9 protein-coding genes are annotated in these 13227 nt (G+C 72.9%); all 9 read right to left on the bottom strand.

Annotation, left to right across the window (positions count from 1 at the left end; genetic code table 11):
- Window positions 1-382: 382 nt before the first annotated feature.
- Window positions 383-1528: a glycosyltransferase gene (locus EAO75_RS09215; protein ID WP_147994570.1), complete on the bottom strand. Its 1146-nt coding sequence runs from the start codon at window positions 1526-1528 to the stop codon at window positions 383-385.
- A gap of 32 nt (window positions 1529-1560) precedes the next feature.
- Window positions 1561-2889 carry a UDP-glucose dehydrogenase family protein gene (locus EAO75_RS09210; protein ID WP_147994569.1) on the bottom strand — a complete coding sequence of 443 codons (1329 nt, stop codon included), beginning with the start codon at window positions 2887-2889 and terminating at the stop codon, window positions 1561-1563.
- Between the two features lie 35 nt (window positions 2890-2924).
- Window positions 2925-4463: a GMC oxidoreductase gene (locus EAO75_RS09205; RefSeq protein ID WP_147994568.1), complete on the bottom strand. Its 1539-nt coding sequence runs from the start codon at window positions 4461-4463 to the stop codon at window positions 2925-2927.
- Window positions 4464-4521: 58 nt separating this feature from the next.
- Window positions 4522-5985 (bottom strand): NAD(P)/FAD-dependent oxidoreductase, encoded by a 1464-nt coding sequence (locus EAO75_RS09200; RefSeq protein ID WP_147994567.1) that lies wholly within the window; start codon window positions 5983-5985, stop codon window positions 4522-4524.
- Between the two features lie 84 nt (window positions 5986-6069).
- Complete coding sequence (locus EAO75_RS09195) at window positions 6070-7272, bottom strand: DegT/DnrJ/EryC1/StrS family aminotransferase (RefSeq protein ID WP_187284363.1); 1203 nt, start codon at window positions 7270-7272, stop codon at window positions 6070-6072.
- 37 nt (window positions 7273-7309) lie between these two features.
- Window positions 7310-7972, bottom strand: a complete 663-nt coding sequence (locus tag EAO75_RS09190; RefSeq protein ID WP_147994566.1) for a class I SAM-dependent methyltransferase — start codon at window positions 7970-7972, stop codon at window positions 7310-7312.
- A gap of 27 nt (window positions 7973-7999) precedes the next feature.
- A complete protein-coding gene (locus EAO75_RS09185; RefSeq protein ID WP_147994565.1) occupies window positions 8000-9274 on the bottom strand; it encodes a glycosyltransferase in 1275 nt (424 codons plus the stop codon).
- Between the two features lie 181 nt (window positions 9275-9455).
- The gene (locus tag EAO75_RS09180; RefSeq protein ID WP_147994564.1) at window positions 9456-12140 is read right to left on the bottom strand and encodes a BTAD domain-containing putative transcriptional regulator; all 2685 of its coding nucleotides are present in this window, start codon (window positions 12138-12140) and stop codon (window positions 9456-9458) included.
- Window positions 12141-12440: 300 nt separating this feature from the next.
- Window positions 12441-13227 (bottom strand): ABC transporter permease (locus tag EAO75_RS09175; protein WP_147994563.1); only part of this gene is annotated, 787 nt, incomplete at its 5' end.

Raw genomic sequence — 13227 nt, 5'->3', positions numbered from 1 at the left:
CTCCGGTGCCGCGTCGTGTGCGAGGGTCCGCAGGATGCGGGCCTGCTCGCGTACTGCCCGTGTGCCCCGTCCGGTGAGGAGCCAGGGGCGTGGGGTGCCCGCGATGGGGCGGGTGGCCGAGGTGGAGCGAGCTGGTTCGGACACGTTCTCTCCCGCGGATGACTCGTCGCCACGTCTTCGGATACTGGACCGGACCTGTGGGGGGCGTCGGGCGCGAGGTGGCCGGGAATGTGGGGGTGTGGCCTGATCCGTTCGCGCTTCTGGTTCGATTATTCGGACAGTCGACTGGGGGAATCACGAGGACTGGTCCGAGCGCCGGGATCATGACGGCGCCGACGGGCCACTGGGGCCGCGTCGGCGCGGGTGTCCGGGAAGGGGCTCGTCACCTGACGGCCAGGCGCTCCAGGTGCGTCACGGCCGCGTCGATACCCGGCAGGGCGAGCATCTCCTTCTGGGCGCGCCGCGCCTCGTCGGCGACGCTCTCGTCGGCCAGCAGCCGGCGGCAGGTTCGGAGCATGGGTTCGGCTCCTCGGGTCGCGATGTGCTCGCCGAGGCCGAGGTCGGCGACGCGCAGCGCGTTGTACTGCTGGTCGCCGAACATGGGCCGTACGGCCATGGGGACGCCGGCGCGCACGGCCTCGCGGATGCTGTTGTAGCCGCCGTGGGTGAGGAACAACGCGGCGTGTTCGAGGAGGAGTTGCTGCGGGAAGCGGTCGACGACGCGGACGTGGGGCGCGGCCTTGGCGGTGTCCACGGGCATGCCGAGCGTGGAGACGACGGCGGCGCAGTCCAGTTCGGAGAGGGCCTCGACGACGGTGTCGAGGGGTTCGGCGGGGTCGTAGACGGGGATGGGGGCGCCGAACTCGCGTGCCTTGTCGAGGAATTCGAGGACGGTGCCGGGCAGTCCCTGCCCATCCCCAAGGAGTTCAGCCGCTTCGCCCACGAGCTGTGGGCCACCCTCGGCGCCGGCCCCCAACTCGCCGACGCCTACGGCCTGCTGCGGCCGCTCGCCCAGGAGTTCCGCCCCGACGTGATCCTGCGCGACGGCTACGAGTTCGCGGCGCCGGTCGTTCAGCAGCGGGAGCAGCAGCTCCGGGTCGAGGAACTGGCCCGAGCCGGAGGGCGCGGGCACGTGGGGCACGCCGAGGTCCTCGGCGACGAGGAGCGCTGCGAACTCGTAGCCGTCGCGCAGGATCACGTCGGGGCGGAACTCCTGGGCGAGCGGCCGCAGCAGGCCGTAGGCGTCGGCGAGTTGGGGGCCGGCGCCGAGGGTGGCCCACAGCTCGTGGGCGAAGCGGCTGAACTCCTTGGGGATGGGCAGCTTGCCCTCGAACAGCAGCCGCATGCCCTGGGCGGTGATGTCGAGGTAGACGCCCTCGACGCGGGCGCGCTCACCGGCGAGGACGGGGGCGAGTTTGTCGGCCGTGACGACGAGGACGTCGTGTCCGGCCTCGCCGAGGGCGCGCACGAGCGGCAGGCAGGCGCGCGCGTGGGAGGGCGAGCCGGTGATGCTGCACAGCACCCGCATGGTGACGGACCTTTCTGAGCGGCTCTACAGGTCTATACGGCGGTCAGGGCGGGCTCGACCGGGCTGGTGCCGGTGCCGTGCCAGGCGAGGCCCGCGGCGCTGAGGGCGGCCGGGTCGAGGTGGTTGCGGGTGTCGACGACGACCGGTTGGTGCAGGTCGGCGGCGATCCGGGGCCAGTCGAGTTCGCGGTAGTGCCGCCACTCGGTGCACAGGACCAGCCCGGAAGCGCCCTTGGCTGCCTGGTGGGCGTCGTCGACGACGGTGATGTCGGCGGGGAGTTCGCTGTGCCGGGTGGCCGGGACGGCCGGGTCGTGGGCGGTGATGTCCGCGCCGCGGCGGGCGAGTTCGGCGGCGAGGGCGAGCGCCGGTGAGTCGCGCAGGTCGTCGGTGCCGGCCTTGAAGGTGAGGCCGAGCAGCCCGATCCGCACCCCGGTGAGGGAGCCGTCGCCGTCGCCGCACAGGCGGGCGATCTTGTCGGCGATCCGGGTCCGCTGGTGGGCGTTGGTGTCGATCGCGGCCCGCACGAGCGGGAAGTCGACGCCGAGGGCGTCGGCCGTGCCGAGCAGGGCGCGGGTGTCCTTGGGCAGACAGGAGCCGCCCCAGCCGGGGCCGGGGCGCAGGAACGCGCCGCCGATGCGGTGGTCCTGGCCGAGGGCCGTGGTGACCCGGTCGATGTCGGCGCCGACCTCCTCGCACAGCTCGGCGAGGGTGTTGACGTAGGACAGCTTGACGGCGAGGAAGCAGTTCGCGGCGTACTTGACGACCTCGGCGCTGGCCGCGTCGGCGATGACGACGGGCGCGTCGACCCCGGCGTACAGCTCGGCGACCTGGGCGGCGGCCCAGGGGCTGTCGGAGCCGATCACGACTCGGTCCGGCTGGAGGAAGTCGCTGACGGAGGTGCCCTCGCGCAGGAACTCCGGGTTGCTGACGACGCCGACGTCGGGCCGGCCGAGGGCGGCGGTCACGCGGGCGGCGGTGCCGACCGGCACGGTCGACTTGGTGACCAGCACACTGTCGGGTTCCAGCAGGGTGCGGATCTCCTCGACGACGGTGTCCACGGCGCTCAGATCGGCGCGTCCGTCGGGCCCGGTGGGGGTGCCGACACAGATGAAGACGGTGCGCGCGCCGCGCACGGCGTCGGCGGCGCCGACGACGAAACGCAGCCGGCCCGCGTCGAGCCCGGCGCGCACGAGCTCCGGCAGGCCCTCCTCCAGAATGCGCACGTCGCCGCGGTTGAGCTCCGCGACCTTCACGGGGTCCAGGTCGGCGCAGACCACCCGGTGCCCGAGCTGCGCCAGGCAGGCACCGGCGGTGAGTCCGACATAGCCGGTGCCGATGACGGCGATGGTGTGGCGGTGCACGGCAGCCACCTCGATTCTCGGTTGCTTCGCTGCGGTCAGACGCCGATGAGGCCCGCGCTGATGGACGCCGCGGCTCGGACGGCCAGGGCGACGCTGTACAGCGTCGGGTTGACGGCGGTGGCGGTCGGGATGACCCCGTTGCCGCCGACGTAGAGGTTGTCGAAGCCCCAGACGCGGCTGTCGGTGTCGCACACCGAGGTGCCGTCGTCGACGGGGCCCATGCGCACGGTGCCCTGGTAGTGCTTGGAGCTGCCGGCGGGGAACAGCTCGGGCCGCTCCAGGAACTCGCCGCCAAGGGCCTCGGCGACGGCCTCCTGGTCCACGCGGGCCTGTTCGGCGCCCGCGAGGTCGCGTGCGGTGAGGTCGTAGTGGACGGTCATGTTGGGCATGCCGTAGGCGTCGGCCTCGCTGGTGGAGAACTCGATGCGGTCCTCGGCGCTGATCTCCTTGGCGCCGTACCAGACCATGCCGACGAACAGCGCCGGGTCGATGCCTTCCAGGGGTGAGGTGTCGATGGTCATGACCTGTCCGTGGTTGCGGCGGCCGGGGTCGGAGAACGGCACCCAGAAGCGCCCGGTCTCCAGGTCTCGGATGTCGCCGCCGAACTCGACCGTGCCGCGGGCCGCGAGGCCGGCGGTCGGGCCGTCCTTGACGTGGACGGAACTGACGGTCTTGGGCTGGTCGTTGAGGTGGCGGCCGAGGGCGTCGGGGCGGATGCCGGAGGCCCACAGCAGCTGCGGGGTGCGCAGCGCGTCGGCGCAGACGGCGACCGCGGAGGCCCGTACGGCGAACTCGGTGCCGGTCGGGAGGTGTTCGAGGAGCGCGCCGGTGACCTTGCGCCCGTTGAACAGCAGGCGCCGGCACATGGTCTCGTCGGCGATGCGGAAACGTCCGTCGCCCGCGGTGGCGCCGGCGTCGGCGAGCGGGCCGAGGACGGTGTCGGGTCCGGCCCACAGCGGGCGGCGGCCCGGGCGGGGGGTGCAGGCGAGCGGCATGGTGCCGACGCCCTGGCCGACCGGGTAGTCGCCGTCGAAGAGCTGCCCGAGCGTCTTGAGCACGAGGTCGCCGGCTTCGGTGGCCGGGTAGGCGTCGCGGGTGACGTGCAGCAGGTGCTCGGCGACGGACAGGGCGGCGTCGAGGTCGTCGCCGGGCAGGAACGGCAGCCGTTCGGTGTCCAGCGGGCGGGGGGCGGTGCAGGCCCAGTGCACGCCCATCCCGCCGATGTTGCTGGACATGACCGCGGCCGGCATGCCGAGTTGTTCCGGCTCGTCGTCGCGGCGCGGCCGCAGCAGATGGGTGCCGCGGTCCGCGTACTTCTTCACCAGGGCGCCGTCCTCACCGGGCGCGGTCTCGGGATCGCGCCCCTGGGAACGGGCCTGGGCCGCGGCCCGTTCCGGTGCGGGCAGGTTGCCGAGGTGCAGCCCGGCCTGCCCGGTCAGGCGCGGCCCGAGATCGGCCATCAGGATCCGGGCGTGCGGTACGGCGTCATACACGCGGCGGGCGACGGCCGACCCCACGGGGCCGCTTCCGACGACGAGCAGGTCGACCGTCGGCGGAAGTTCGGGACAGCTCATGGTGACGCGACTCTCCTTCTGTGTGGTGCTGTGGGGGGTGGTGTGGTCGCGCGTCAGATCACAGGGCCGCGCGGCTCGCGGCGTAGTACTGGCGGACCTGCTGGGCGAAGGCCGGGTTCATCTGGGCCTTGGCGAGGATCTCGGCGGGCGGGGTGAACTCGTCGTCGAGGGCGTCGGCGAACTTGGCGAATCCGGCGCGCAGTTGGGCCTCGATGACGGCGGGCCAGGCGTTGGGGATCCTCCACTCGTCCTCGTAGCCGGTGGCGAGCAGGTGGGTGACGGCGGTCTCGACGACGTCGGTGCGGCTGTGCGGCTGGGTGGGCTTGCGGACGGGCTGGAACACGGACAGGTCATGGCGGGTGTCGTCGCCGAGGATGCGGCGGGCCATCTCGTCGGCGAGCAGCGGCGACAGGTGCAGGCCGTCGCGGTAGGTGCCGGTCATCATCCACAGGCCGTCGACGCCGGCGCTGCCGACCAGCGGGAAGCCGTCGAAGGCGACGGGCCGGTTGCCGACCTGGATCTTCTCGATGCCGGCCGTGTCGAGGTCGCGGCGCAGCTGGCGCAGGGCGCAGCCGAGCAGGAAGGTGGCGTCGCGGATGGAGGGCACGTCGGCGGGCTCGGGCTCGATGGCGTTGGTGGCGCCGAGGTAGACATGGCCCTGGCCGCGCGGCACGAGGTGCAGGCCGCAGGCGAAGGCGCGGTTGGGGGTGCGCAGCACGCTGGTGGGGCCGGGCACGTCGGGGTTGACGCGGGCGACGACGGAGACGCCGACGCCGGCACACAGCCGCGGGATGCTGCCGTTCAGGGCGGGCACGGTGTCGAGGAGGGTCTGCGAGGCGGCGCCGGCGGCGAGGACGACCTGGCCGGCGGTGAGGGTGTCGCCGCTGGTGAGCTTGACGCCGGTGATGCGCTCGCCCTCGGTGGCCAGGCTCTCGCCGAAGCCGTCGAGGAGGGTGCCGCCGGCCTTCAGGAGCGCGGTCTGCAGCCGGGCCAGCAGTCGGCCGGCGTCGACGGCGTGCTCGCCGGGGATGAACATGCCCATCAGGGGCCGGGCGAGCGGGTCGGGGTCGAGCCAGCCGAGCTCGGCCGGGTCGATGTCCTCGTACGGCTCCTTGTACTCGTCGAGCGTCTTGCGGATGGCGGTGTAGTTGACGGAGTCGATGCCGGGCACGCCCATCGAGTTCAGCAGCATCACGGTGCCGTCGGCGCAGCGCAGGTCGTCGTGCTCGCCGGTCTCCTCGGACAGCTGGTCCAGCCAGTCGTCCCACAGGCGGGTGGCCTGGACGCCGAGGTCGAGCTTGGCGCGGCCCTGCTCGCTGGCTATGAGGGTGGAGGTGACCTCGCCGAAGGTGCCGAGCATGGCGCCGGCGGCGGTGGAGGCGGCCCAGGGCCGGTCGGTGCGGCCGAGGACGGCCACCTTGGTGCCACGGCGGGCGAGGGTCAGGCCCAGGGACAGGCCGAGCACACCGTTGCCGACGACGAGGACCTCGAAGGTCCGGCCGGCCGGGTTGTCGCTGGTCATCGCTTTCGTTTCCCATCCTGTGAACCGCCGCGCCGGGCGCGGGGTGTGCGAAGTCGGTGTCGTGGTCGTCGGGTTGCGGCTGCGTCAGGCGGCCGGGGCGGTGCCGCCCCGGGGCAGCTCCGTCAGGACCTTGGCGACCGCGGTCGCGACGTCGTCGACGTCCTGGCGGGTGCCGAGCAGGGCCTGGTGCGGGATCAGTACGCCGTCGCGGCCGACGCGTTCGGCGTTGGGGCAGCGCTCGGCGAGTTCCTCGGGCCAGATGCCGCGGGTAGTGCCGGTCCAGAAGGCGTCGGTGCGGTGCAGGGGCTGGTGGCTGCCGAAGGCGGGGATGCCCTCCATCAGCAGCGCGAGGGCGACGGTGTCGCGGTCGAGCCCGCCGAGTTCTTCCTGGTCGAGGACGAACGTCGTCATGTAGTGCGGGGTGGCGGTGCAGCGCGGGTCGCGGCCCTGGAGGCGGATGCCGGGGATCTCGCCCAGCGCGGCGGCCAGTTCGGTGTGGCGGGCGGCGCGGCGGGCGTTCTGGTCGGCGAACCGGGCCAGTTGGGCGCGCAGCAGGGCGGCAGTGAGTTCGGAGATGCGGAAGTTGGAGGAGGCGGTGGCGAGGTGGAGTTCGCGGGTGCGGCCGCAGTTGTGCCGTACCCAGGCGTTCTCGTAGGTGTCGTCGTCGGGCAGGAGCAGGGCGCCGCCCTCGCCGGCGGTGATCACCTTGGTGCTCTGGAAGGAGAACGTGGCGATCGAGCCGAGGGCGCCGAGTCCCTTGCCGCGCCAGGTGGCGCCGTGGGCCTGGGCCGCGTCCTGGATGACGGTGACGCCGCGCGCCTGTGCCCAGGTGGTGATGGCGTCCATGTCGGCGACGTGGCCGCCGATGTGGACGGGGATCACCGCGCGGGTGCGGTCGGTGGCGGCGTCGTCGAGGGCGTCGGGGTCGAGGCAGAAGGTGTCCGGGGTGACGTCGACGGGCACGGGGACGCCGCCGCGCCGCTGGACGGCGGTGGAGGTGGCGACGAACGTGTACGCGGGGACGATCACCTCGTCGCCGGGCTCGATCCCGGCGAGTTCCAGGGCGAGTTCTAGGGCGTGGGAGCCGTTGGTGACGGCGAGCGCGGCGGGCGCCTGGCCGAACTCGGCGAACTCGCGCTCGAACGCCTGGACCTCCTTGCCGCCGTGGCGCCCCCATTCGCCCTGCTGGAGGGCGCGGGCGAGGGCGAGGTTCTCGGTCTCGTCGTACTCGGGCCAGCGCGGGAAGGGTTGTGTCCGCACCTTGGGCCCGCCGTTCAGGGCCAGCATGGCCTCTCCTTCCGGGGTTCGCCGCAGGGGCTCGGGGTCAGCCGGGGTAGGTGCCGAACGCGGTGCGGGTGCCGTGCGGGTCGAGCTCCATGGCGAGCCCGCACTCGTCCTCCCAGCGCTTGGTGATCTCCACGCCCTCGGAGCGGTTGACGTCGTCGAGCATCACGCTTGCGCCGGGCGCGAGGTGGTCCTTGAGGGCGGGTACGGCCGGGTAGCGGGCCATCTTGCGGCCCTGTTCCCAGCCGGGCGGGCCGTCGACGAGCAGCAGGTCGATCTTGCCGTGCTTGTCGGTGAAGGCGCCGATCTCGTCCTCGACGGTGCCGGGCTCGTACCACTCGACGCGCTTGACGGCGGCCGGGTGCTCGGCGAGCGGGGCGTGCACGACGCGGGCGACCTCGCTCAGGCCCTCCTGCGCCAGCTGGTTGTTCACCCAGCGGGCCCATTTCTCGTCGTGCTCCAGGGAGAGCACGTTGCCGTAGCCGCGTTGGGCGAGGTAGCGGGCGAAGACGATCGTGGAGGTGCCGCTGCCGCACTCGACGAGGACCTTGCGGTCGCCGAGGGCGATGTCGTCGAGCAGCTTGATCAGGGCGCCGGGTCGCAGCGACCACGCGGAGAACGGCAGGTAGGGGCCGTTCAGCAGCGGGGTGAGCCGGATCCACGAGGCCAGGTCGTAGAACGCCCGGAGGAACTGCGTGTCCATCTTCCTGCTCCTGTCTGGATTTCCGGTTCAGTGGCCGGCGAGGGCGACGAGGTGGTCGACGGCGGCGGTGACCTGGGGCAGCGCGAGCATGTGGCGCTGCGCGGTGCGGGCCGCGTGGGTGTGCGTGGGGTCGGCGAGCAGCCGGTCGACGGTGTCGGCGACGTCGTCGGCTGCGGCGCTGGGCACGCGCAGCCCGAGCCCGAACTCCGTGACGCGGCTTGCGTTGTGCGCCTGGTCGCTCAGTTCGGGCAGGACGGCCATGGGGACGCCGGCGCGGACGGCCTCGCGGACGCTGTTGTAGCCGCCGTGGGTGAAGAGGAGTTGGGCGGTCTCCAGCAGCAGTGGCTGCGGGATGCTGTCGAAGAGGTGCACGTTGTCGCCGACGGCGGCCGGGTCGACGGGCATGCCGCGGGTGGCGACGACGGCCGTGCAGTCCACCTGGGACAGGCCCTTGACGATGGTGGTGAGCGGGTTGGCGTCGCCGGGCATGAGGGCGCCCACGACCAGCGCCGGGTCGGCCTCGATGTCCAGGCCCTCGAAGAGGTGTCCGGCGACCACCCCGTCGAAGAACAGGTCGAGGATGCGCGGGAAGACGGCGTGGTGCATCAGGGAGGCGAACACGTTGGTGCTGGAGACCACCACGAGCGGCTTGTCGCCGGGGATGTCGCGCAGCCACTCGGGGCCGGTCTCGGTGCGCACGATGGCGGACGGCTGCTGGTAGGCGAAGGTGTCGACCGTCTCGTGCGCGGTGAACGCGTAGTCGGCCGGCATGCAGTCGAAGCGGCCGTGCGCGTGGATGGCCTCGGCCGAGTCGTTCTCGGGCAGGCCCAGTTCGGCGCGGCGCAGGTTCAGTTCGGCCAGGGCCAGCTTCGCGTCGAGGTACTGGCCGCCGCCGGAGGGCGCGGTGACGTGCGGGACGCCGAGGGTCTCGGCGACCAGGTAGCCGGCGAACTCGACGCCGCTGCGCAGGATCACGTCCGGCTTGAACTCCTGTGCCACGTCGAGGAGTTGACGGTAGGCGTCGGTGACGTGCGGGCCGCATGCGGTGGCGAGGAGGGTCTGCGGCGAGAACGGGTCGGAGGGGGCGAACTCGATGCGCTTTTGCTGCAGCAGGCTGAGCACGATCTCGGCCATGTCGGTGAACAGCGGCAGGACGCGGATGTTCTCGCCCTCGAAGACACCGGCCATCTCCGGCGGGGAGACCACGGTGACCTCGTGGCCGGCCTGCGCCGCGGCGCGGGCCAGCGGCAGCAGGGCACGTGCGTTGGAGGGCGACAGCGCGAGGCTGCAGAGAATGCGCACAACCATTCCTTTCCATACGGAAGCGGCGTTCGGCCACGACATGATGTGCCGTCGTTCTCGGTGTTTTCCCGAGTCTTCGGTGCGCTTTCCACGCCGCTCGGATCCGAAGTTATGCGATGGGCGTGCCCTTACCCAGTTGGGTATTTCCATCGGCGGGTAACCGGAATTGCCGCGGATCGTGTCAGGCGGTCAGCCGGGCCGCCGTATTCTCGGTCCAGGACTCGGCGCGGCGCCTGCGGTCCTCGCGCACCGTGCGGGGCACCAGCGCGTCGACGGCCTCGCGGGTGGCCGGGTGCCGGAAGGCGTAGCGCAGGGCGCCGGTGGCGGAGGGGTGCCGGGAGCGGCGCAGGAAGTCCCGGCGTTCCAGGTGGTCGAGCCAGTGCGCGGCCTCGGCGCGGTCCACCCCGCCGACCGCGCAGACCCCGTCGGCGCAGCACACGCCGCCCAGGGCCGAGGCGCACACGAGGACGGCCTTGGCGAGCGGCGGCAGCGTGTCGAGATGGGCGGCGACGACCTGACGCACATGGCGGGGCATCGCCAGGGGGCCTGCCGGACGGCCGGACCCGGTCAGCTCCCGTGCGTATTCCACGGCGTAGAGGGGGTTGCCGCCGACGCGGGCGAGGACGTCGCGCCGCAGGTCGGGGGGCAGCGTGCCGCCGCCGTCCGGGAGGAGGGCGTCGAGCAGTGCGGCCGAGGAGGGCTCGTCGAGCGGGTCGAGGGTGAGGGCGAGCGCGTCACGCCGGCCGCCGCCCCAGGTGGGCCTGCGGTCGAGGAGTTCGGGGCGTGCGGTGACGGCCAGCAGCAGGGGTACGGGTCCGGCGGCGTCGGCGAGTTCGGTGACGAGGTCCAGTACCGGGTCGGGCGCGGTGTGCAGGTCCTCCAGGACGAGCAGCAGGGGGCGTTCGGCGGCGAGGCCGGTGAGCAGGAGCCGCCAGGCGGTGGCGAGGTCGGGCCAGTCGGCGGGGGCGGGCTGTTCGTCGCGCAGGAGCGGGCCGAGGCGGTCGAGCAGCCAGGCGCCGCGGTCGCCGGTGCCGAACAGGGCGTGGACCGTGCGGGCGAGGGAGTCGTGGGCGCAGTCGTCGGCGCCGGTGGCCGAGGCCAGGGTGCGCTCCAGCAGGGCGAGCGGCCGGTCGCGGTCGCTCCAGGAGCTGTGGCCGGTGACGACCCGGTATCCGTGCGGGGAGCGGCGGGCGAGCCGGGCCAGTTCCGTCATGAGCCGGGTCTTGCCGGCGCCGGGCTCGCCGAGTGTGCTGAGCAGGCAGGGGCGCTGCCGCCGGGCCACGTCGCCGAGCGCTCCGCCCAGTTGCTCGACCTCGCGTTCCCGGCCGACGAGGGGAGGCGGCGGGTCCGTGCAGGCGGTGCGGGCTCCGAGCGGCTCGGACGCGCCGTCGGGGCCCGCGGGACCGTAGACGAGGGTGCGTTCGGTGCCGGAGCGGGTCGTGGCGCACACGCGGATGCCGCCGGGCGGCACGGTCTGCAGGAGGTCGGCGCAGCTCTGGGGTACGGCGCCGTTCACGATCGGCACGGCGCCGGTTCCGTCGGCGGCGCAGGTGACGACGACGTCGCCAGTGGCGACGGCCACGCGGGGCGCGGAGCCGCCGTGCACGGGGACGGGGCCGCCCGCGCCGTACTGGCGCAGTCTGCGCAGGATCGCCCGGCCGGCCCGGACCGCGCGTTCGGCGTCGTCCTCGCGGGTGCGGACGACGCCGAACAGGGCGAAGGTGACCGGTCCGAGTACGCCGGAGACCTTTCCGCCGTGCCGGGCGACCTCGTCGCGGATGGCGACGGCCAGTTCGCCGGAGAGCCGGGCGGCGTCCTCGGGGTCGCCGCCGAGTCCCTTTCCGAGGGTGGTCCGCACGAGCAGCATGGACAGCTGCTTGTGCTGCTCGGTGAGGACGCCGGCGGGCGCCGCGGGATACGGGAAGGCTGCGACGGGCGGCGCTGCGGGGAGCGCCGGCGGGGCCGGGGGCCTGGGCGCCGGGCGGGTGTCGAAGCCGACGAGGACGGCAGGGGCGACGGCGGCCGGGCGGGGCGCGACCGGCAGGTCGGCGGGCCGTGGGCGGCGCGCTTCGCCGTCGAGGGCCATGATGGCGAGCGCGTCGGGCTGGCCGAGGACGGGGTCGTGGTCGAGGACGGCGCGTTCCACGGCGCGCAGCACCCGGCCGGGTTCCAGGCCGAGTCGGGAGGCGAGCGCGGTCCTGGTGCGGCGGTAGGCGTCGAGGGCGTCGGCCTGTGCGCCGCGGCGGTAGAGGGCGAGCATGAGCTGCGCGCACAGTCGCTCGCGCACCGGTTCGCGCTGGGCGTGGGTCTGCAGGTCCTCCAGGACGTCGTGGTGCCGTCCGCAGGCGAGTTCGGCCTCGTAGAGGTCCTCGCGGGTGGCCGAGCGGGCCTGGGCGAGGGTGCGCAGCTCGGGCCAGTCGGTGCCCGACTCGGCGAGGTCGGCGAGGACGGGCCCGCGCCACAGGTCGAGGGCGGCGCGCAGGGTGCGGGCGGCGGGGGTCCAGGCGCCGGCGGCGAGGTCGGCGCGGCCGCGGTCGGCGAGGGCCCGGTAGGTGGTGAGGTCGAGGTCGTCGCCGTCGACGCGCAGCAGATAGCCGGGGGCGTGGGTGAGGAGGACGGGGCCGCCGCGGGTGTCCTCGGCGGCGAGGAGTCCGCGCAGGGCGGAGACCGCGTTCTGGAGCATCTTCCGGGCGGTGGGCGGCGGTTCGCCGGCCCACAGGGCCCGCATCAGGGCGCTGGTCGCGACGACTTCGTTGGCGTGCAGCAGCAGATGGCCGAGGGTGGCCCGCTGTTTGACGCCGCTCAGCGCGACCGGGCCGCCGCTGTCGCCGAGAACCGTCAGCGGGCCCAGCACCTGGAATTTCATGCCGGTGTCGCTCCCGTTCGCTCCGGTCCGAAAACAAACGGAGGGCCACAAGAGACGAAAGAGACATCGAAAAGGGACGGCTCCCTTTCACGGTGTTCCCGTCCGGTTTCCCCGTGTGCGCCGAGCCGATTTCCGGTGCCGTTTTCCGAGGTGTTTCCGGTGGACCCATACGGCCGTTCTCCGGGTCTCGCACCAGGCCCGGAGAACGGCCGCTGGACATTCACCCTCTGGATCCGGAAAGGATGCTATCGGCGTCCCGGCGGGGCGGTCACTGGGGAAAACACTGGACCTGGACCGGCGTCAGGAGGCCCGCCAGCGCAGCGCCCGGTCGGCGATCCACAGCGACGCCACCGACGCGGCGGCGAGGATGGCCACGTCGAGGGCGAACATGCCGTCGATGTCCCCGGTGACGCTGTGCCGGATGGCGTCGGCGCCGTAGCTGGTCGGCATGACGTAGCTGATGACGCGCAGCGCGAGCGGCAGGGACTCCATCGGGATGAGCAGCGGGGCGCCCAGCAGCAGCAGGAAGTTGAGCATGTAGGTGACGATGGAGATGAGTTCGATCTTGTCGATGAGGCTGCCGATGACGAGGCCGAGCGCGGCGAGCGGCAGAGCGGTCAGCGGATACACGAACAGCAGCGTCGGTGACAGCGTGAGCTTGATGTCGTAGAGCACCTCCACGGCGAGCAGGGAGGTGACGAGGCCGGGCGCGATGAGCAGCAGGCGGGCGGCGACGAACGCCGTCACGAACGCCACTTTGCTGATGGGCAGCGAGGCGTAGTACATCATCGAGCCCTCGGCCTTGATGGCGCCGATGCGTTGGGCGATGGCCGTGGTGCCGAGCGCGGCGATGGAGAACACTCCGGAGCCGCTGGCGATGTACAGCAGGCTGTCCTGGTCGGTGAGCCCGCTGCCGATGCGGGAGAAGCCGAACACCATCGTCAGCGGCATGAAGATGCCGAAGACCATGTGGACGTGCCAGGACGTGCGCACGATCAGCATGTGCTCGAACCACAGGTACTTGAAGGACGTACCGAAGGTGGCCAGCCGTGACCCGAGGGTGCGACGCGGGACGCGGGTGGGGGCC

This window comes from Streptomyces sp. UW30, from assembly GCF_008042075.1.
Lineage (GTDB): Bacteria > Actinomycetota > Actinomycetes > Streptomycetales > Streptomycetaceae > Streptomyces.
This window is presented reverse-complemented; position numbering and strand designations above follow the sequence as displayed.